20 protein-coding genes are annotated in these 17,729 nt (G+C 67.4%); 7 read left to right on the top strand and 13 right to left on the bottom strand.

Annotated elements, in window-relative coordinates; all coding sequences use genetic code 11:
* Nucleotides 1-83: 83 nt before the first annotated feature.
* Both obgE and ald read right to left on the bottom strand, forming a co-directional pair.
* Complete coding sequence (obgE, locus tag ACIQC9_RS11650; protein WP_400615974.1) at nucleotides 84-1,142, bottom strand: GTPase ObgE; 1,059 nt, start codon at nucleotides 1,140-1,142, stop codon at nucleotides 84-86.
* Nucleotides 1,143-1,264: 122 nt separating this feature from the next.
* On the bottom strand, nucleotides 1,265-2,383 hold the full coding sequence (gene ald, locus ACIQC9_RS11645; RefSeq protein WP_400615972.1) for an alanine dehydrogenase: 1,119 nt from the start codon (nucleotides 2,381-2,383) through the stop codon (nucleotides 1,265-1,267).
* Between the two features lie 157 nt (nucleotides 2,384-2,540).
* Between ald and ACIQC9_RS11640 the strand changes: the two genes are divergently transcribed.
* Together ACIQC9_RS11640 and ACIQC9_RS11635 are read left to right on the top strand one after the other, a co-directional pair.
* Nucleotides 2,541-3,008, top strand: a complete 468-nt coding sequence (locus ACIQC9_RS11640) for an Lrp/AsnC family transcriptional regulator (RefSeq protein ID WP_400617337.1) — start codon at nucleotides 2,541-2,543, stop codon at nucleotides 3,006-3,008.
* Nucleotides 3,009-3,149: 141 nt separating this feature from the next.
* On the top strand, nucleotides 3,150-3,554 hold the full coding sequence (locus ACIQC9_RS11635; RefSeq protein WP_400615970.1) for a hypothetical protein: 405 nt from the start codon (nucleotides 3,150-3,152) through the stop codon (nucleotides 3,552-3,554).
* Nucleotides 3,555-3,557: 3 nt separating this feature from the next.
* Here the strand turns inward: ACIQC9_RS11635 and ACIQC9_RS11630 are convergent, their stop codons facing one another.
* Nucleotides 3,558-4,034: an SRPBCC family protein gene (locus tag ACIQC9_RS11630; protein ID WP_400615967.1), complete on the bottom strand. Its 477-nt coding sequence runs from the start codon at nucleotides 4,032-4,034 to the stop codon at nucleotides 3,558-3,560.
* A gap of 46 nt (nucleotides 4,035-4,080) precedes the next feature.
* Here ACIQC9_RS11630 and ACIQC9_RS11625 point away from each other — a divergent pair, with 46 nt between their 5' ends.
* Nucleotides 4,081-4,410, top strand: coding sequence for an ArsR/SmtB family transcription factor (locus ACIQC9_RS11625; RefSeq protein WP_400615965.1), 330 nt, complete (start codon nucleotides 4,081-4,083; stop codon nucleotides 4,408-4,410).
* Nucleotides 4,411-4,413: 3 nt separating this feature from the next.
* Here the strand turns inward: ACIQC9_RS11625 and ACIQC9_RS11620 are convergent, their stop codons facing one another.
* The 6 genes from ACIQC9_RS11620 to ACIQC9_RS11595 form a co-directional block, all read right to left on the bottom strand.
* The gene (locus ACIQC9_RS11620; RefSeq protein WP_400615963.1) at nucleotides 4,414-5,868 is read right to left on the bottom strand and encodes an NAD-dependent succinate-semialdehyde dehydrogenase; all 1,455 of its coding nucleotides are present in this window, start codon (nucleotides 5,866-5,868) and stop codon (nucleotides 4,414-4,416) included.
* Nucleotides 5,869-5,905: 37 nt separating this feature from the next.
* Nucleotides 5,906-7,573, bottom strand: coding sequence for an MFS transporter (locus ACIQC9_RS11615; RefSeq protein WP_400615961.1), 1,668 nt, complete (start codon nucleotides 7,571-7,573; stop codon nucleotides 5,906-5,908).
* A gap of 169 nt (nucleotides 7,574-7,742) precedes the next feature.
* Nucleotides 7,743-7,880 carry an entericidin A/B family lipoprotein gene (locus ACIQC9_RS11610; RefSeq protein WP_400615959.1) on the bottom strand — a complete coding sequence of 46 codons (138 nt, stop codon included), beginning with the start codon at nucleotides 7,878-7,880 and terminating at the stop codon, nucleotides 7,743-7,745.
* 46 nt (nucleotides 7,881-7,926) lie between these two features.
* Nucleotides 7,927-9,693 carry a sensor histidine kinase gene (locus ACIQC9_RS11605; protein ID WP_400615956.1) on the bottom strand — a complete coding sequence of 589 codons (1,767 nt, stop codon included), beginning with the start codon at nucleotides 9,691-9,693 and terminating at the stop codon, nucleotides 7,927-7,929.
* Nucleotides 9,694-9,697: 4 nt separating this feature from the next.
* The gene (locus tag ACIQC9_RS11600; protein WP_400615953.1) at nucleotides 9,698-10,303 is read right to left on the bottom strand and encodes a sigma-70 family RNA polymerase sigma factor; all 606 of its coding nucleotides are present in this window, start codon (nucleotides 10,301-10,303) and stop codon (nucleotides 9,698-9,700) included.
* Nucleotides 10,300-10,494 (bottom strand): NepR family anti-sigma factor, encoded by a 195-nt coding sequence (locus ACIQC9_RS11595; RefSeq protein ID WP_400615950.1) that lies wholly within the window; start codon nucleotides 10,492-10,494, stop codon nucleotides 10,300-10,302. The genes ACIQC9_RS11600 and ACIQC9_RS11595 overlap by 4 nt, the downstream gene beginning before the upstream one ends.
* Before the next feature lie 185 nt (nucleotides 10,495-10,679).
* On the opposite strand from ACIQC9_RS11595, the gene ACIQC9_RS11590 reads away from it, so the two are divergent.
* Nucleotides 10,680-11,474: a response regulator gene (locus ACIQC9_RS11590; RefSeq protein ID WP_400615948.1), complete on the top strand. Its 795-nt coding sequence runs from the start codon at nucleotides 10,680-10,682 to the stop codon at nucleotides 11,472-11,474.
* A 64-nt stretch (nucleotides 11,475-11,538) separates the two neighbouring features.
* Here the strand turns inward: ACIQC9_RS11590 and ACIQC9_RS11585 are convergent, their stop codons facing one another.
* Nucleotides 11,539-11,883 (bottom strand): hypothetical protein, encoded by a 345-nt coding sequence (locus tag ACIQC9_RS11585; protein WP_400615945.1) that lies wholly within the window; start codon nucleotides 11,881-11,883, stop codon nucleotides 11,539-11,541.
* 263 nt (nucleotides 11,884-12,146) lie between these two features.
* Nucleotides 12,147-12,500 (bottom strand): hypothetical protein, encoded by a 354-nt coding sequence (locus ACIQC9_RS11580; protein WP_400615942.1) that lies wholly within the window; start codon nucleotides 12,498-12,500, stop codon nucleotides 12,147-12,149.
* A gap of 227 nt (nucleotides 12,501-12,727) precedes the next feature.
* Between ACIQC9_RS11580 and ACIQC9_RS11575 the strand changes: the two genes are divergently transcribed.
* Nucleotides 12,728-13,750 carry an NADP-dependent oxidoreductase gene (locus tag ACIQC9_RS11575; RefSeq protein WP_400615940.1) on the top strand — a complete coding sequence of 341 codons (1,023 nt, stop codon included), beginning with the start codon at nucleotides 12,728-12,730 and terminating at the stop codon, nucleotides 13,748-13,750.
* Between the two features lie 11 nt (nucleotides 13,751-13,761).
* Nucleotides 13,762-14,169: an acyl dehydratase gene (locus ACIQC9_RS11570; RefSeq protein ID WP_400615938.1), complete on the top strand. Its 408-nt coding sequence runs from the start codon at nucleotides 13,762-13,764 to the stop codon at nucleotides 14,167-14,169.
* A 55-nt stretch (nucleotides 14,170-14,224) separates the two neighbouring features.
* Here the strand turns inward: ACIQC9_RS11570 and ACIQC9_RS11565 are convergent, their stop codons facing one another.
* Entirely contained in the window at nucleotides 14,225-15,013 is a 789-nt protein-coding gene (locus ACIQC9_RS11565) for a SapC family protein (RefSeq protein WP_400615936.1), read from the bottom strand.
* Between the two features lie 88 nt (nucleotides 15,014-15,101).
* Nucleotides 15,102-17,132 (bottom strand): TonB-dependent receptor, encoded by a 2,031-nt coding sequence (locus tag ACIQC9_RS11560; RefSeq protein ID WP_400615934.1) that lies wholly within the window; start codon nucleotides 17,130-17,132, stop codon nucleotides 15,102-15,104.
* 103 nt (nucleotides 17,133-17,235) lie between these two features.
* Here ACIQC9_RS11560 and ACIQC9_RS11555 point away from each other — a divergent pair, with 103 nt between their 5' ends.
* Nucleotides 17,236-17,712 (top strand): Fur family transcriptional regulator, encoded by a 477-nt coding sequence (locus tag ACIQC9_RS11555; RefSeq protein ID WP_400615931.1) that lies wholly within the window; start codon nucleotides 17,236-17,238, stop codon nucleotides 17,710-17,712.
* Nucleotides 17,713-17,729 lie beyond the last annotated feature (17 nt).

Here is a 17,729-nt window from a genome sequence, read left to right as displayed (position 1 = left end):
GCGGGACCGGCGTGGAAGAAGGACAAGGCGGGCTCGCGCGGACTTATGCTCAGGAGTGACCTAACACGGTGTTCGCGCGGTCGCTACGGCGCCCAGCCGCCGGGGGTTTCGATCTCGACTTCCTCGTCGTCTACGACGGCGATGTCCCCACGGGTCTTGCGGACCTCGATCCAGGCGGCGCGCAGGACGTCGGTGACGCCCTCGCCCGACACGCCGGAGACCAACAGGGGGCGGCGACCGGCGACGGCCTCAAGCTCGGCGGCCTTCTCCTGACGCATCTCGGGCGTCATGGCGTCGATCTTGTTGAGGGCGAGAATCTCGGTCTTTTCGGCGAGGCCTTCGCCATAGGCTTCCAGTTCGTGGCGGATGATGCGGTAGGCCTTGCCGACATCTTCCTGCGTGCCATCGATCAGGTGGATCAGGCTGGCGGTGCGCTCGACGTGGCCGAGGAAGCGGGTGCCGATCCCGGCGCCTTCATGAGCGCCCTCGATCAGACCGGGGATGTCGGCGATGACGAACCGTTCCGACGGGCTCAGGTCGACGACCCCGAGGTTTGGGGCCAAGGTGGTGAAGGGATAATCCGCGATCTTGGGTCGCGCCGCCGACGAGGCCGCGAGGAAGGTCGACTTGCCGGCGTTGGGCAGACCCGCCAGACCGATGTCGGCGATCAGCTTCAGGCGCAGCCAGACCCAGCGCTCCTGACCTTCCTGACCGGGGTTGGCGTATTTCGGCGCCTGGTTGGACGGGCCCTTGAAGCGGACGTTGCCCCAGCCCCCGTTGCCCCCGCGCAGCAGCATCTCGGTCTTGCCGACATGGTCCATGTCCAGCAGCACCGTCTCCTTGTCCTCGTCCAGCACCTGGGTGCCGACCGGGACCTTCAGGATCACGTCCTCGCCCTTGCCGCCATGCATCTGGCGACCCTGTCCGTGGTGGCCGGTCTGGGCCTTGAAATGCTGCTGATAGCGGAAGTCGATCAGGGTGTTCAGACCCTCGGTCGCGACGATCCAGACGTCCCCGCCCTTGCCGCCGTCGCCGCCGTCGGGGCCGCCGTTGGGGATGAATTTCTCGCGCCGGAACGACACGGCTCCGCCGCCGCCGTTGCCGGAACGGATGTAGATCTTGGCCTGGTCGAGAAACTTCATTCGGCGAGCATTCTGAGTGTGGCTACCGCTCGCGACGCGGTCGCTCGCTGCTTGAGCCGCGCTTATGCCGCAGATGGACGGCGATTTACAGGCGGCCTCCGCGGAGACCGCCTGCGGAACGCTTACGCCTTGGCCCAGACGCCGTAGGGATCGCTCCAGCCGAGGCCCATCGCCTCGGCGACGGCGGGATAGGTGATCTCGCCCTTCAGCACGTTCAGGCCACGCGCGAGGTGCGGGTTGTCCTTCAGCGCGTCCAGACCCTTGTTCGCCAACGCCAGACCGAAGGGCAGGGTGGCGTTGTTCAGGGCTTCCGACGAGGTGCGCGGGGCGGCGCCCGGCATGTTGGCGACGCAATAGTGGACGACGCCGTCGACCGTGTAGGTCGGGTCCTCGTGAGTAGTGGCGTGGCTGGTCTCGAAACAGCCGCCCTGGTCGATGGCGACGTCGACCAGCACCGAGCCGGGCTTCATCCTCTTGAGCATATCTTTCTTGATCAGCTTGGGCGCCTCGGCGCCCGGGACCAGCACGGCGCCGATGACCACGTCGGCCTTCAGCGCCTCTTCCTCGATCGCGCCGATCGAGGAGTAGCGGGTGATGACCCGGCCGCCGGTGACTTCGTCGATATAGGCCATGCGCGGGATGGAGCGTTCCAGCACCACCACCTCGGCGCCCAGCCCCATGGCCATACGCGCCGAGTTCAGGCCGACGACGCCGCCGCCCAGAACCAGCACCCGAGCCGGGGCCACGCCCGGGACGCCGCAGAACAGCAGGCCCATGCCGCCGTTGTGCTTCAGCAGGGTCTCGGCGGCGGAGAAGACGGCGATCCGGCCGGCGACTTCCGACATCGGCGCCAGCAGCGGCAGGCCGCCCTGGGCATTGGTCACGGTCTCATAGGCCACGGCCGCGCATTTCGAGGCGATCAGACCCCTGGTCTGCTCGGGATCGGGCGCGAGGTGCAGGTAGGTGAACAGGATCTGGTCCTCGCGGAGCATTTCCCACTCGACCTTCTGGGGCTCCTTCACCTTCACGATCATGTCGTTGTCGGCGAAGATCGTCTTCGCATCGGCCACGATCTTCGCGCCCGCCTTGGTGTAATCGGCGTCGGTGAAGCCCGCGCCCAGACCGGCGCCGGTCTCGATCGAGACGGTGTGGCCATGGGCGACGTATTCGCGCACCGCGGTCGGCGTCAGGCCGATGCGGTGTTCGTTCTTCTTGATCTCCTTGGGGACGCCGACGCGCATGGGCCTGTTTCCTCTGCCGATGGGGTGACGGGCTCACTCTGCGGCGGCCGCGTTTCGCGCGCAATCTAGCGATGAGGCGCGCGCAGGTTCCTGTTCTTTTCGGCGAGTGAATGCCGTACAGTCGCAGAATCTGCGAACGAGGCCGCCATTGAAGACGATTTCCGCCGTTACTCTGGATGACACCGATCGTCGAATGATCCGCGCCCTGCAGGGTGACGGCCGTATGACCAATGCCGATCTGGCCCGGACCGTGAACCTGTCCGAGAGCGCCTGCCTTCGCCGCCTTCGGGCGCTGGAAGCCGAGGGCGTCATCAGCCGCTACGCCGCCATCATCAACGAGCGGGCCGTGGGCCTGCCGATCAGCGTCTTCGTGACGGTGACCCTGTCCTCGCAGGCCGAGGCCTCGCTGACCGCCTTCGAGACCGCGATCGCGACGGTGCCGGAGGTGGTCGAGTGTTATCTGATGACCGGCGGCTCCGACTATCTGTTGCGGCTGGTCGTGCGCGACGTCGACGATCTGGAACGGGTCCATTCGCGCGAATTGACGCGCATACCGGGCGTGACCCGGGTGTCGTCCAGCGTGGCGATGCGGACAGTGGTCAAGCGCGGGGCGCTGCCCGTCTGATTTGCATCCCACCCTTAAAGCCCCACTTCCATGGCGGAGCTACCACAGGGACGGACCATGGGGCGGACGGTGCGCTGGAGCGGGATTTTTCTGCTCGGGATCTTTTGGCTGGTCGTAGCGGTCACAAGAGGCGGTGGGATCTTGCTGCCCGTCGTGGTCGTCGTGTTCGCGGGCGCGGCGCTGGTGGACCGCCGGGTCGCTGATCGCATCACCGGCTGGTTCGTTGATGCCTTCTCCGGCTCGGCCCTGCGCAGCGCGATCATTGTCGCCGGGGCTCTGCTGATGATCCAGTTGCTGCCTGTGGAACTGGCCCTGCTCGCGGCCGGAGACATCCTCGCCTATGTCGAAGCCGCCGCCGCCGTCAGCCTGATCGCCGCCAACACCCGGCTCAGACCGCTGGTCAGGGCCACCGGCGCGCGGGTCGGGACCGTGGTCTCGCGGCTGCGCCCTTTGGCTTCGGGTCGTCAGGCCCGGGTTCGTCTGACGGTCCGACGTAAGGCGCCGCCGCCAGCCGACAGCGAGGGCCCAAGTTGGGCCTTCACCTGAGGCTCAGACGTAAAATCCTTCGCGCAGATTGATACCGTGCTCGACCCAGACCTTCAGGGCCGCAAGCATCTGTGACCAGCCCTGACAGTTGCCGAAGGCGGCCTTGAGGCCCGTCGGGGTCTCGCGCCAGCCGCCTTCTTCGATCGTCACCAGCGTCCGGCCGTCGTCCAGCGGTTCGAAGGTGAAGACGACGGTGGTCATATAGGCGGCGCCGACGACCGGCTGTCCGTCGTCGGGCGGGCCGTCGTTGGCTTCCCAGCTGAGGACGATGCGGCGGTTCTTCTCGACCTCGATCACCTCGACCGGGAAGGCGCCGGGGAAGTCGGCGAACTCCCACTGAACGGTCTTGCCGGTTTCCAGCCGTCCGACGGCGCCGCCGGTGGTGAAATAGTTCGACAGCTTCGCCGGGTCCGCGACGGCCTCGAAGACCTCCTCGACGGGGCGGGCGATGCGGCCGGACACCTTGAACTTCAGATCCATCGGTCTCGCTCCTTGTTCGGCCGGCATAATGTTATATTCTTATAACATGTCAAGCGAGGCGAATCAGGACGCGGTTTTCAAGGCGCTGTCGGCCGGCGTGCGGCGGGCGATGCTGGATGCCCTGAAGGACGCGCCGCAGACGACGGGGGCGCTTTGCGAGCGCTTCAGCCCGCTGGACCGCTGCACGGTGATGCAGCATCTGAAGGTGCTGGAGGGCGCAGATCTGATCATCGTCCAGCGCAAGGGGCGGGAGCGGTGGAACCACCTCAACCCGCTGCCGATCAAGCAGGTGCACGATCGCTGGATCGGCCCGCACGCCGCTCGCGCCGTGGACGTGCTGGATCGCCTGAAGACCGATCTGGAACGGGCGGACTGACGCCTATTTCAGCGCCAGCGTGACCTGCTTGATGTCCACATATTCCTCGATGCCGTGGGTCGAGCCCTCGCGGCCGTAGCCGGACTGCTTGACTCCGCCGAAGGGGGCGACGGCGGTGGAGATCAGGCCGGTGTTGATGCCGATCATGCCCGCCTCGATCCGGCGCCCGATGCGCATGGCGCGGTCGAGGTCGCGGGTGAACAGGTAGGAGGCGAGGCCGAACTCGCTGTCGTTGGCCTTCTCCAGAATCTCTTGCTCGCTGTCGAAGGGAAAGACGGGGATCAGGGGGCCGAAGGTCTCTTCCTCGCGGAACAGCTTGTCGTCGCCGCCGAGGGTGACGGTGGGCTGGAAGAAGCGGCCGCCGAGCTCGTGGCGAGCGCCCCCGGTCAGGACCTTGCCGCCCGAGGCCTGCACCCGTTTCAGGTGATCCTCGACCTTGGCGATCGCCTTGTTCTCGATCAGCGGACCGACCTTCACACCGTCCTCGAAGGCGGCGCCCACCGGGATCTTCGCCACCTCCGCCGCGAGTTTGTGAGCGTAGGCTTCCGCGACCGAGGCCTCGACATAGACGCGGTTCGGGCAGACGCAGGTCTGGCCCGAGTTGCGGAACTTGCCCCTGATGGTCTCGGCCACGGCCTGATCCAGATCGGCGTCAGCGAAGACGATCAGGGGTGCGGCGCCGCCAAGCTCCATCGAGACCCGTTTCAGCGTCGGGGCGCATTGCTCGGCCAGTTTGCGGCCAACCGGGGTCGAGCCGGTGAAGCTGAGCTTGCGGATCAGAGGCGAGGCGGTCAGCACGCCGCCGATCGTGGCGGCGTCGCCGGTGACGACGCTGAGCGCGCCCTTCGGCAGGCCGGCGGCATAGGCCAGTTCGGCCAGGGCGATGGCGGTGAATGGCGTCTGGCTCGCGGGCTTGACCACGGCGGTGCAGCCGGCGGCGAAGGCGGGGCCCAGCTTGCGGGTCAGCATGGCGGCGGGGAAGTTCCACGGCGTAATCAGGGCGCAGGGGCCGACCGCCTCGCGGAAAGTCAGGATGACATGGCCCAGCGGGCTGTCCTGCGTTTCGCCGAGGATGCGTTCGGCCTCTCCGGCGAACCATTTGATGAAACCGTTGGCGTAGGCGACCTCGCCCTTGGCCTCCTCGAACGGCTTGCCGTTCTCTAGCGCCATCAGGGCGCCAAGGCCTTCGGTGTTTTCGTCGATCAGCCGGGCCCATTCGCGCAGGAAGGCCGCGCGCTTGTGCGGGTCGGACCGGGACCAGCCGGGGAAGGCGTCATGAGCGGCCTGAATGGCGCGCTCCGTCTCCGCGACGCCGAGGTCGGGGATGCGGCCGATAATCTCGCCGGTGGCAGGATCGTCGACGGCGATCCCCTCGCCGGAAACCCCGATCGCTTCGCCGGCGATTAGGGCGTGTTCGCGCAGGAGCTTCAATCCGGCGTCGCGGGCCTTGGTGTTCATGTCTGTCGTCCGTGGGAGGCTGCCGACAGATAACGCGTCAGTCGGCCATCGTGTCCAGATCACGTCCCTTCGTTTCCGGCAGCCAGATCAGGGTGACCAGCACGGCGATGACGGTGAAGGCCACCGAGTACCAGAGCCCGAAGTAGATGTTCCCCGACGCCGCGACGAGCGCGAAGCTGGCAGCGGGCAGCAGGCCGCCGACCCAGCCGGTGCCGATGTTGTAGGGCAGGCTCATCGCCGTATAGCGCACCCGGGTCGGGAACAGTTCGACCAGCGCCGCCGCCTGTGGGCCGTACAGAGCGGTCGCGGCGACCATGAACAGCATCAGGATGGCGAAGGTCAGCGGCCAGTTCAGCCGCGCCGGGTCCGCCTTCGTTGGATAGCCGGCTTCGGTCAGGGCCGTCTTGATGCGGGTTTCCACGTCCGAGCGGGCCTCCTTGAGGCCAGCGGGGTCAAGCGCGCCGCCTTCGACCGACGCAACCTCGGCGCCGCCCACCCGGACCGCCGCGACCGACCCGGCCGGGGCCGCGACGTTGCGGTACGAGACGCCGGCGTTGGACAGCACGCTCTTGGCGATATCGCAGGAGCTGGAGAAGGCGGCCTTGCCGATGGGGTCGAACTGAAGCGCGCACGCGGCGGGGTCGGCGACAACGGTCACCGGCGCCGCGGCCTGGGCCTCTGCCAGAGCGGGATTGGCGGCGCGCGTCAGGGCGTGGAAGCCGGGGAAGAAGGAGACGAGCGCCAGGATCATGCCGAACAGCATGACCGGCTTGCGACCCAGCCGGTCTGACAGCCAGCCGAAGAAGACGTAGAGCCCGGCGGAGGCGATGGTGACGGCCAGCACCAGCTGGTCGACGGTGTTCGTATCCACCTTCAGCACCCGCTCCATGAAGAAGCGCGTGTAGAAATATCCGCAGTACCAGACTGCACCCTGGGCGATCATGATCCCGAACAGGGCGATCAGGACGAAGCGACCGTTCTTCCAGGTCAGGAAGGCCTCGCGATAAGGCGTGCGCCGCGCGCCGCCTTCCTCCTCCATCCGCTTGTAGGCCGGGCTTTCGTTCAGCTTCAGCCGGATCCAGAGCGACACGATCAGCAGCAGGGCCGACAGCAGGAAGGGAATGCGCCAGCCCCATTCATCGAACGCCTCGACGCCCAGGATCGCGCGCGTGATGATGATGACGGCCAGCGCGCCGATCAGGCCCATGGCGGCGGTGGTCTGGATCCAGCCGGTCAGGCCGCCGCGGCGTTCACGCGGCGAGTGCTCGGCTACATAGATGGCCGCCCCGCCATACTCGCCCCCAAGGGCGAAGCCCTGCAACACGCGCATCAGCAACAGCAGGATCGGCGCAGCCAGACCGATCTGGCCATAGTCGGGAAGCAAGCCGATCGCGACGGTGGCCAGACCCATCATTGTGATGGTCACGAGGAAGGTGGTCTTGCGGCCGGTCTTGTCGCCGAACCAGCCGAAGACCAGCGCGCCCAGGGGCCGGACCACGAACCCGAGCCCGAAGGTCAGCAGGGCCATGATGTAGCTGACCGTCTCGCCCGCATCGGCGAAGAAGTGACGGGCGATGATGGTGGTCAGCGAGCCGAAGACGAAGAAGTCATACCACTCGAACGCCGTGCCGGCGGCGGACGCAGTCACCACGGTTCGGAGTCCTGGGCCCTTTTCCGGACGCGCGGCTTCGGTCGTATCGGTCATGTTCGCTCCCCGCGGCGTCATCTGGCGGACGCCTGCCCGCTGATGCTAGCGGCGTCAGGCGGGGGGACGCAATCGTCAGGTTCCGGACAGGCGAAGGCCCGCCGGCGGGGGAGCCGGCGGGCCTTTTTCAACCGCACCACGTCTCGGGGAAAACGTGGCCGGGAACCGCTTAGTTCTTGGCTTCTTCCGCGGCGCCGGTGACGGCGCTGCCGGCGGCCGACGTGTCACGGCCCACGCCGGCGACGGTGTTGCACGCGGCGGTCGTCAAAGCGGCTGCGGCGGCGAAAAGGACGAATATCTTGCGCATTTCGCAATCTCCTGCTGGCCGGGGAGGTGGCCTCGGCAGAACAACGTCACCGCGCAGCTGTGGTTCCAAGGTCTGACGGGTCTGTCGGCACAACGGCTTCCGGCGTGGCGAATGTCATGCGTGCGATCGCGCCTCCGGTAGGGGAGGGGACCATCTCGGCCGACCCTCGGAGCTGTTTGGCGAAGGCGCCCATCAGGGTGCTGCCGACCCCCGTCTGCAGGGTCTCCGCAACGCCCGGTCCGTCGTCCTCGACCTCCAGCACGCTGGTGTCGCCGTTGACCTTGAACCGGACTTTCAGGGCGCCGCCCCGTCCGGCGAACGCGTGCTTCTGGGCGTTGGTCACCGCCTCGACCAGCCACAAGGCCAACGGGGCCAGCTTGTCGGGGTCGACGATCAGGGAGTCCGCCTCCACCGACGAAGTGACCAGCGGCCCCTTCATCGCTTCCGCCGCTACCAGTTGACCGACCAGCTCGGTCAGGAAGATGCGGGCGTCGGCGTAGCGCAGGTCATCGCTCTGGTAGAGGGTGCGATAGATAAGCGCGAGCGCCGCGATCCGCTGGCGGGTGTCGCCCACGGCGGCCTTGGCCGGGGCGTCGGTCAGGCTGCGTTGCTGCATCGACAGCAGGGACGAGATGATCTGCAGGTTGTTCTTCACCCGGTGATGGATCTCGCGCATCAGCGCGTCCTTGTCGCTGAGCGAAGCGGTCAGGGCGGCGTCACGGGTGGTGATGTTTTCGGCCAGTTCGTCCAGCGTACGGGCCAGCGTCCGGATCTCGGCCGGCGCGTTCATGGCCTGCACCGGACGGACATTGAAGCGGCCGCGGGCGTAGATGGCGGCGACGCGTTCCAGATACAGCAGCCAGCGGACCACGATCCGCTCCGACACCCACATCACCGCGACGAAGGCCAGCACCCAGGCGAGCAGCGGCATCAGCAGGGCGCTGACCGGGTTCAGCCGCGCCCATGAGAGAATGCCGGGCGCGGGGGCGGACAGGAGGGCGTAGACGTCGCGGCCCGCCAGCGCCGCGCCGGCATAGACGCGGTGCCGGCCGCGCGCGTCGTCGGCTTCGAAGATGGCCGAGGCGTCGGCGCGGGCGCGTCCGACCCACCCCTCGATCGTCCTGCCGTCCTCAAGGGTGAAGGCGTGCAGGTCGGTGGCGGTCAGGATACGACCGTCCGCGTCGGTCAGCGCGGTCTCGGCGCCGACCGGAAGGGCCGGGTCGTCGACATCCGGCTGCAGACTGGCCAGCGGGATCAGGGCCAGCATGACGCCGTCGAAGGCGCCGAGGGGACGTTCGAGACGGATGGCGACGATCAGGCTGGGGGGCTGGCCGTTCTGTGGCGGAGCGCGAGCCAGCACGGTGTCCTCGCCTGCGCGCAGGCGCTGGAACCACGGGCTGTTGCGGGCTCCGGTGAGCCACGGCGGCTGGTTCGCGCCAAGTCCGCGGGAGGCGCAGACGGTGGCGCCTGTGGTGGTCAACCTCGCCAGGCCGTCCAGATCATCAAGGCGCTGCACCAGACCCGTCAGGCGAGGCTCGCAGAACAGCTCCAGCGCCTCAGGTCGAAGCGCCTGAAGCATGATGGTCGTGCTGTCGAGCCGCGCCTTGGCGTTGGCGGCCGAGCGATCCGCGGCGAGTTGCAGGTCGGATCGCCGTTCGGCGTCCTGGACATGGAAACGGGACTGGGTCTGCCATGCCCCGATCGCGAGGATCGGCAGCAGGGCGATGGCCAGTGCGACGCCCAGCCGGAAGCGGATGCCCTGAAACTTTGGCGGGGCGAGGCCCCGACCGAGCACGCGTCCCAGCCGGACCACGCGCTCAGCCCTGCCGGACGCCGCTCAGACGATCCGCCGCGGCCAGAATCGACCGCATGGCGTCGCCAGCGGCCCTGCCGTCACGGGCGTACCCGCCGCGTTCCAGCGTGGCCTGCAAGGCCTTTCGCGCCCGGGAGACGCGGCTTTTCACCGTGCCCACGGCGCAGTTGCAGATGTCGGCCGCTTCCTCGTAGGCGAAGCCTCCGGCGCCGACGAGGATCAGCGCCTCGCGCTGCTCCTCGGGCAGGGTGGCGAGCGCCAGGCGAAGCTCGTCCAGGGCGACCGGAGACTCCGGATCGTCGACGGCGACCAGCGTCCGCTCGGCGGCTTCCTGGTCAAGCTGCGACTGACGCCATGAGCGGCGCTTTTCCGAATAGAACTGGTTGCGCAGGATCATGAAGGTCCAGGCCTTCATGTTGGTGCCCATCTGATAGCTGGCGCGGGCGTCCCACGCCTTCATCATGGCGTCCTGGGCCAGATCGTCAGCAGCGGTCGGATCGCCGGTCAGCGTCCGCGCGAAAGCGCGCAGATGCGGGATCAGGGTCACCAGCTCTGTCTTGAAGGCCTTGTCGTCGGCCGAGGGCGGCTTGGGGGGCGCGCTGGAGGTCATGCGCCCTCCCCGCCCGACGAACGCTCGTCGGCACGGCGCAGGATGTCCAGGAACTCGTCGGGAACGGGCTCGTTCACGACTTCATCGAACATGTGACGCAGCTTCACGCCGATGGCCTGCTGGCGCAGTCTCGCCTCTTCGAGGCCGGCCCCCCGGACCGGCTTCCCGGGGGGATTTGAATTGTCTGTCATCGAAAAAATGCCGCCACCCTGACGCTGCTCTGATCGCCCCAAACGCCAGCGTCTGGCCGCGGTTCCCATATTACAACAGATTAATGCTCAAGCTTGCCGATCTCCGAGGGAACCCGGATGCTGGCGAGACGTTTGTGGAGATTGTCGCGGCCCAGCTTGGCCGTTCTAAGTCGGGGACTTTTCATATGAGCCTGCTGGCCCGTCTTGCGCCGCACCTGCCCTACGTCCGTCGTTACGCCCGTGCGCTGACCGGCGACCAGATTACCGGAGACAATTACGTTCGTGTCGCCCTAGAGGCGCTGGCCGCCGGAGAGCGCCAGCTGCCCGCGGACATGACGCCCCGCGTCGCCCTGTATCATGTGTTCCACGCCATCTGGGCCTCGACCGGCGCCCAGCTGGAAGACAAGAGCGGACTGGACGCGCGCGACGACGCTTCGCAGCGCCTGATGCGCATCGCACCCAAATCGCGGCAGGCATTCCTGCTGACGGCGCTGGAAGGCTTCACGCCCTCCGAAGCCGCCCAGATCCTTGACGCCGACGCTTTCGACGTCGAGCGCCTGATCGCTGAAGCCCAGTCCGACATCGACGCCGAACTGGCGACCGACGTTCTGATCATCGAGGACGAGGCCATCATCTCGGCCGACATTGAGAGCCTGGTGAAAGAACTGGGTCACCGCGTGACCGGCACCGCCACCACGCACGACGAAGCTGTGGACGCGGTGTCCCGCCACCGTCCGGGTCTGGTGCTGGCCGACATCCAGCTGGCCGACGGCTCGTCGGGCATCGACGCGGTCAAGGACATCCTGAAGCGGATCGACGTGCCGGTGATCTTCATCACCGCCTTCCCCGAACGTCTGCTGACCGGCGAACGGCCCGAGCCGACCTTCCTGATCACCAAGCCCTTCCAGCCGGAGACGGTGAAGGCGGCGATCAGCCAGGCGCTGTTCTTCCATCCATCGCGTCAGAAGGAAGCCGCCTGATCCCGGGCATCCGCACAAGCAAAAGGCCCGGTCTCGCGACCGGGCCTTTTTTCTGTGAGTCGCCTTACTGCGCGGGTCGCGTCTGAACGGCGTTGACGTTGGCGTCAGCGGCTGAAGGCGCGGTGGCCTGGCCGGTCGCCGTTGTGGGGGCGTCCGGAACGGGCGCGGCCTCTTCGGAGAAGGCTGCCGCGTCCTCGGCCTGACCCGTGACGTTGTCGTTGGTCGAGGCGAAGCCGCCATTGCTGAGGAACCACATTCCCAGCAGCAGGATCGCCACCGCCGCCAGCGAAATGCCCAGCAGGGTCAGGATGCGCACGCCTCCGCGGCCCTGACGGACGTACTGCGCCTCAATCGGCCGGCCCTCATGCACAGCGTCTGCGACTTTGTCGTGGGGGGATTCATGGGTCATGGCGCGGCTCCCGTGAGCTGTGAAACGTTCTGGCAGTCAAACGCCGCGTCCAGCTGAGCCGTTCCGGATGTATGCGGATTCCCGGCTCAGGTGAAAAAAGCGCACAGCCGTGGAACCGCTCTTGAGGGGCCTCGTTATCGGTCTGCGGAGGCGACGACGCCCCCCCGACTTGAGCCGGCCACATGCCGGCTTGTCGCCTCCGCGCCTCATTCTCGATGATGCCACTTAAGGCGGACCTCAGCGGTCCGCCTTTTTCTTAACAGTCAGGCGCCGAGACACTGCTTCTGGAGGGCGGCGAGGTTCAGCGCATCATACTCTCCCTTGAGGCGCGACAGTTCCGACGCCTTGTCACCGCGCGCGAGCAATAGCAGAGCCGGCCAGAACACCACCACGCCCAGACCGACGGTCCATTTGTCCTCTGATGCCCGTTGGCGCTGCTGACCGGACAGCTCATCGACGCGATTTCCGATGCGAACGAGGTCAGCGTGAATTTGGTCACAGCTGTAGTCGCGATAGACCATCGGAGAGATGAGTTGGCCCTCGATCCGGTCGGGCGACGACGCGCAGGCGGACAGTATCAGAGCCGCCATGATGGCGGCTGTGGTGATCGTCTTCATTCAGGTGTTCCGGTATCCATGACGCCCCCGCGTCCTCGACCTTCGGTAACACGCAGGTGAAACGCCGCCAGATGGCCGCGTCGGCCCTGATCGTCGAATAGGCGGGCTTTGTCGCAAAAATCGATCGCGGGTCGGTCCAGGCGATCGCATTTCCACGGTGCGTTCGACTGGACAGCGCCGGATCAGACGCCACTATGGGTCTTGAAAGAAAACCCGGAGATCTTCCTATGGCCCGTCTCAATCGTCAGTGGGTGCTGCGCCAGCGACCGCGCGGAGATGTTCAGGACGGCGATCTGGAACTGGTCGAGGCTCCCGTCCCCGAATTGGCGGAGGGTCAGGTGCTGGTCCGCACCATCTATCTGTCGCTCGATCCGACGAACCGGACCTGGATGAACGACGTCGAGGGCTATCTCCCGCCGGTGCCGTTGGGCGGTGTGATGCGCGGTCTGACGCTGGGTGTGGTTGAGGAGAGCCGTTCCGAGCGCTTTAAACCCGGCGACATCGTGACGACCGCCGCCGGGGGCTGGGCCGACTATGCCGTGGTGGGCGACCGCGAGGCGTCGCGGGCGCATCGTTTCCCGGGACTGGCCCTGACGGCCAACATGTCGGTGCTCGGCATGACGGGCCTGACCGCCTGGGCCGGGGTGACGGATGTGCTGAAGGCCCAAGCCGGCGAAACGCTCGTTATTTCGGCGGCCGCAGGCGCGGTGGGGTCCATCGCCGGCCAGATCGCCCGGGCGCGGGGAACACGCGTGATCGGCATTGCAGGCGGTCCGGAGAAATGCCGCTGGCTGACCGAAGACCTCGGGTTCGACGCCGCCATCGACTACAAGGGCGAGGACGTCGGCGAAGCTCTGGATCGGCTGGCCCCCGACGGTTTCGAGATGAATTTCGAGAACGTCGGCGGCGACATCATGATCGCCGTCTTCAACCGTCTGAAGACTCACGGCCGGATGGCGGTCTGCGGCCTGATCTCGTCCTACAACGCCACGCGCATGCCGCCCGCGCCGAACTTCGGCCGGATCATCACCCATCGCCTGAACGTGCAGGGCTTCCTCGTCCTCGACTACGCCGCCCGGGCCCGGGAGATGGTCGCCGAGGTCGGGCCGATGCTCGCTGACGGCCGGGTGAAATGGAAGGTCCACGTCGACGACGGGCTGGAAGGCGCCATCGGATCGTTGAATCGCTTGTTCACCGGCGATCACGACGGCAAGCTGCTGGTGCGCGTGTCGGAAGAGCCCGCGGCCTGAGGAGCCTGTCCATGAGCGAGCCGCTGCACGTCCATTTCGAGGATCTGGGCGTTGGCGAGGTCGTCGCCCTGGGGGCCTGCGCTGTGGACGCCGCCGCTCTGGACCTGTTCGTCGAACGATTCTCGCCGGGTTGGGACGTCGCCTATGGCGCTCCTGACGCAATGGTCTACGCGCTGTGGAGCCGGCTGTTTTCCGACAAGGCGGCCGGCTGGGCCCAGTCCAAGGTCCTGGCGGTCGACGGCCTGCGCTTCGCCCGCAACCCGCCCGCGGGCGAACTGATGCGGGGCCGGATGACGGTGATGGGCAAGGATCCGGTCGGGGACGAGAAGGGAATCGTCATCGCCCAGCACGACCTGCTGGATGAGGCAGGCCGATTGATCTTCTCATGCCTGACCCGCGCGGTGTTCGTACGCAGATAAGAAAAAGGCCCCTCCGGCGAACCGAAGGGGCCTGATGTCTTGAGGGCGCTGCGTCCTAGTTGACGTTGGCCGGCGCGACCAATGTGGCGTTGCGCTCGAAGGTCATGGCGATCAGGCGATCCCAGCCCAGCAGCGACACCAGATGGGCGTAGATCTGGCCCAGGGCGCCGTTGTCGCGCAGCTCGGCCAGCTTCTCGATCGGCAGGGCCTTCAGCTTGTCTTCGGAGATGGCGAAGAAGTCCGCGATCTTCTGCGTCGGGCCGGCGGTGCCGTCCGGATTGCGCGGCGTGAAGTTGGCGTCGCGGGTCTCGAACAGGTCGAGGTCGGTCAGCATCTTCACGAACGCCTCGGTACGCTGGCGCTCGGTCTCGAAGTTGTTGCAGAAGTCCATCGCCTGCTGGGTGTAGGGCGAGGGCTGGCCGTCGACGAACAGCGGGGTCGCGCCGCCTTCCTTGATGAAGGGCGCGGCGCGGTCGACGCACAGGATCAGACGCTGCTGCTGGTCATCGTTGGCGAAGACGAACGGATAGCGACGGACATAGGCGGGGATGTAAGCGTCGGGGCGGAACTCGCCCGCCTCGCTGACGAACAGGTTCTCTTCCGCGCGCAGGCCCATGACGCCGACGGGCTGTTTGGTGTCGCCGACGAAGATCACCGGATACGACAGGGCCGCCGGAGCGAACTCGGTCACCATCAGCGGCACGATGTGGCTCTTGGCCACGAAGCCGTAGGGCTTGTCGACCGGGTCGACGCCCAGCTTGCCATGCACTTCCGGGGCCAGCGGCTCCGGCTGGGTGTAGTACAGAACGTTGCCGGTCAGCGGCGAGGAGTTGGTGTCGGTCATGAACGCAGAGGCTCTGGAGGAACTGGGAAGGCGCGCCTTCTAGCCCAGACAGGGCCCTGCGGCAAACGGCGCCGTGACCGGGCCGGAATCAGAACCGGTAGCTGATCCCGACCCGCAGGTTCCGGCCGGGCAGGGGCGCGATGTCCTTCAGGAAGCTGACATGTTCGCGGGCCTCTGCATCCGTCAGGTTGCGCGCTTCGGCGAACACTGTGACGCCCTTGTCGGCGAACGGTCGCCACGCTCCGGACAGGTTGACCAGGGTGTAGGAGTCAGTGCCCAGTTCGAAGTCGGCCAGCCGGTCCTGCTCGCCCACATGGCGGACTTCCAGCGTGGCGTCGAAGGGGCGCGAGCCCCACACCAGACGGGCGCTGGCGCTCCACGGCGGAATGCGCGCCGCGGGGCCGAGGTCGGTGTCTGCCCGCACATAGTCGGCCGCCGCCTCGATCCCCAGCGACCGGTCGCCGTCCGACCAGAATTCGTAGCCGCCCTCGGTTTCGAAGCCGACGAAGTCGGCGTTCGTCTGCAGGAACTGGAAGATCGGGAATTCCTCGCCGTCGTCGACGAAGGTCGCGCCGGTCGGGCGTTCGTCGATGAAACCATCGTAGCGCGCGGCGTAGACGTGAACGTCGCCGTGGAAGCGGCCGCCCTCGTAGTGGACGGTGCCTTCCAGCGTCGTGACCTTCTCCTTGTCCAGCGTCGGGTCGCCGGTCTCGTAGGCGGCGGTGGCGACGTGCAGGCCGTCGGCGAACAGCTCGACCTCGCTGGGCGCGCGCTCGTTGTGAGCGAGGCTGAGGCCGAGGAACAGGTCGGGACGCGGCCGCAGGAAGGCGCCGACGGAGCCGGAGATATTGTCGAATTCGCGATCGACCTCGCCGCCTCCTGACAGCGGCGTCGCGGTCACCGAGCGGCGGTCGTAACGCAGGCCGCCCTCCAGACCCCAGCCCGGCCGGTCGAGGCGCTGGACGGTATAGACGCCGAACTCATCGACGACGCTTGCCGGCACATAGGCCTCGTCGCCGACGGCCTCGAAGTCTCGGGACAGGGCCTGCACGCCGATCGCGCCGTTCCAGCCGTCGCGGGCGCGCTGGACCAGGTCGAACCGGGCTTCCTGACCGTCGGAGGTGAAGACGGTGCCGGGCTCGCCGGGGGCCTCGAACTCGGTGTGAGTGTAATCGGCGTGGCCGTAGGCGCCGGTGAGTTTCTGGAAGGGACCGTCGTCAAACCGCAGCTCGCCGCGCACGTCCTCGCGCGTCTGGTCCAGCTGGATGAAGACCTCATCCTCGGCGACGACGCCATAGGTGGACGACAGATCCTTGTAGGATGCGCCGATAAAGCCCCGGTCGCCGATCAGCGAGGCCCCGATGCCCCTGCTGTCCAGTTCGGAGAAGCTGTTCGCCTGCTTCCCGCCCGGGCCGCGGTCGATCCCTTCCGCCTCGGCCAGACGGCGCGAGAGGGCGGGCGAGGGGATGTCGTAGTCGTCCGACTGTTTGCTGACGCCGTCGATGTTCACGGCCACGGGGCCGAAGGCGACGGTCGCGCGGCCGGCGACGGACCAGCCGTCGTCGACGCTGGAGGCCTGGGTTGAAACCTGGCCGTCGATTCCGTCGGGCAGCTCGGTCGGGATGCGGCCGTCCAGCACATTGACCACCCCGCCGATCGCCGCGCCGCCATAGGCGAGGGTCGCGGGGCCGCGGACGATCTCGATGCGGTTGGCCTCGGCGGGATCGGTCGCGACCTGGTGGTCCGGCGAGACGGAGCTGGCGTCGATCAGGCCGATGCCGTTGGTCAGCACCTGAACGCGCGGCCCGCTCAGCCCCCGGATCACCGGCCGGCTGGCGCCCGGCGCGAAGTCGGTCGAGCGCACGCCGGGCAGGCCGTTGACCAGATCGCCCAGCGAGGTGGCCGGCGCCACGGACAGCATCTCCTCGTCCACCACTGTGGTGGCGATCGTCGTCGCGCGGGCGCTGATGCCGAAGGGCGCGCCGGTCACGATGACCTCGTCCAGCTCGGTGACCGGCTCGGGCCGCGATTGGGGCGCGGTCTGCGCCACGGCGGTTCCCGACAGGGCGGCGGCGAGGACGGTCAGCAGGGCGGTGGTCGACATAAGCGGGCGGGACATGAGGCGATCCGGAAAGCGAGACAGGGATCAAGTGTTATGAGATAACATCACATCTCGTCAAGTGCGGTTGCGACGCGAGGGGTCAGGGACTAGCTGTTGGGCCATGGGCGACGCCTGCCATCATCATCATAACGACGCGCCGCTGACGGTGGGCGAGGTCGCGCGCGCTGTCGCAGAGGCGGACGCCCGCGTGACGGCCGAGGGCGAGCGGATGACGGCGGCGCGCAGCCGCGTGCTCGAGCTCCTGCTGGCGGCCGGCGAGCCGGTGAAGGCCTATGACCTGATCGCCCGCTTCGGCGAGGACGGTCAGCCGGCCAAGCCGCCGACCGTCTATCGCGCGCTCGACTTTCTGGAGCGCAAGGGACTGGCGCACCGCATCGCCTCGATCAGCGCCTACGTGGCCTGCGCCTCGGGCCACCGCGACCACGCCGCCGCCTTCCTGATCTGCGATTGCTGCGGAGCCACGGCCGAGGTCTCGACCCCCGTCGCCGAGGGGCTGGAGCAGGCGGCGAAAACCGCCGGCTATGTGATCGAGCGGACGACTGTCGAGGCCCACGGCCGCTGCCCGGCCTGCGCCTAGTCCGTTTCTCTGGAAAA

Source organism: Brevundimonas sp. NPDC092305 (genome assembly GCF_044755415.1).
Classification (GTDB): Bacteria; Pseudomonadota; Alphaproteobacteria; order Caulobacterales; family Caulobacteraceae; genus Brevundimonas.
The sequence above is the reverse complement of the archived record's forward strand: the minus strand, read 5'-3'. Positions and strand labels throughout refer to the sequence as shown.

What these genes read in the sequence shown, in the direction of transcription:
- ACIQC9_RS11565 (WP_400615936.1), bottom strand. Translation starts at nt 15,013, where the DNA reads ATGACCGACACCAACTCCTCGCCGCTGACCGGCAACGTTCTGTACTAC.
- ACIQC9_RS11590 (WP_400615948.1), top strand. Translation starts at nt 10,680, where the DNA reads ATGAGCCTGCTGGCCCGTCTTGCGCCGCACCTGCCCTACGTCCGTCGT.
- ACIQC9_RS11595 (WP_400615950.1), bottom strand. Translation starts at nt 10,494, where the DNA reads ATGACAGACAATTCAAATCCCCCCGGGAAGCCGGTCCGGGGGGCCGGC.
- ACIQC9_RS11625 (WP_400615965.1), top strand. Translation starts at nt 4,081, where the DNA reads ATGTCAAGCGAGGCGAATCAGGACGCGGTTTTCAAGGCGCTGTCGGCC.
- ACIQC9_RS11560 (WP_400615934.1), bottom strand. Translation starts at nt 17,132, where the DNA reads ATGTCCCGCCCGCTTATGTCGACCACCGCCCTGCTGACCGTCCTCGCC.
- ACIQC9_RS11570 (WP_400615938.1), top strand. Translation starts at nt 13,762, where the DNA reads ATGAGCGAGCCGCTGCACGTCCATTTCGAGGATCTGGGCGTTGGCGAG.
- ACIQC9_RS11630 (WP_400615967.1), bottom strand. Translation starts at nt 4,034, where the DNA reads ATGGATCTGAAGTTCAAGGTGTCCGGCCGCATCGCCCGCCCCGTCGAG.
- ACIQC9_RS11600 (WP_400615953.1), bottom strand. Translation starts at nt 10,303, where the DNA reads ATGACCTCCAGCGCGCCCCCCAAGCCGCCCTCGGCCGACGACAAGGCC.
- ACIQC9_RS11615 (WP_400615961.1), bottom strand. Translation starts at nt 7,573, where the DNA reads ATGACCGATACGACCGAAGCCGCGCGTCCGGAAAAGGGCCCAGGACTC.
- ald (WP_400615972.1), bottom strand. Translation starts at nt 2,383, where the DNA reads ATGCGCGTCGGCGTCCCCAAGGAGATCAAGAAGAACGAACACCGCATC.
- obgE (WP_400615974.1), bottom strand. Translation starts at nt 1,142, where the DNA reads ATGAAGTTTCTCGACCAGGCCAAGATCTACATCCGTTCCGGCAACGGC.
- ACIQC9_RS11610 (WP_400615959.1), bottom strand. Translation starts at nt 7,880, where the DNA reads ATGCGCAAGATATTCGTCCTTTTCGCCGCCGCAGCCGCTTTGACGACC.
- ACIQC9_RS11575 (WP_400615940.1), top strand. Translation starts at nt 12,728, where the DNA reads ATGGCCCGTCTCAATCGTCAGTGGGTGCTGCGCCAGCGACCGCGCGGA.
- ACIQC9_RS11580 (WP_400615942.1), bottom strand. Translation starts at nt 12,500, where the DNA reads ATGAAGACGATCACCACAGCCGCCATCATGGCGGCTCTGATACTGTCC.
- ACIQC9_RS11585 (WP_400615945.1), bottom strand. Translation starts at nt 11,883, where the DNA reads ATGACCCATGAATCCCCCCACGACAAAGTCGCAGACGCTGTGCATGAG.
- ACIQC9_RS11620 (WP_400615963.1), bottom strand. Translation starts at nt 5,868, where the DNA reads ATGAACACCAAGGCCCGCGACGCCGGATTGAAGCTCCTGCGCGAACAC.
- ACIQC9_RS11555 (WP_400615931.1), top strand. Translation starts at nt 17,236, where the DNA reads ATGGGCGACGCCTGCCATCATCATCATAACGACGCGCCGCTGACGGTG.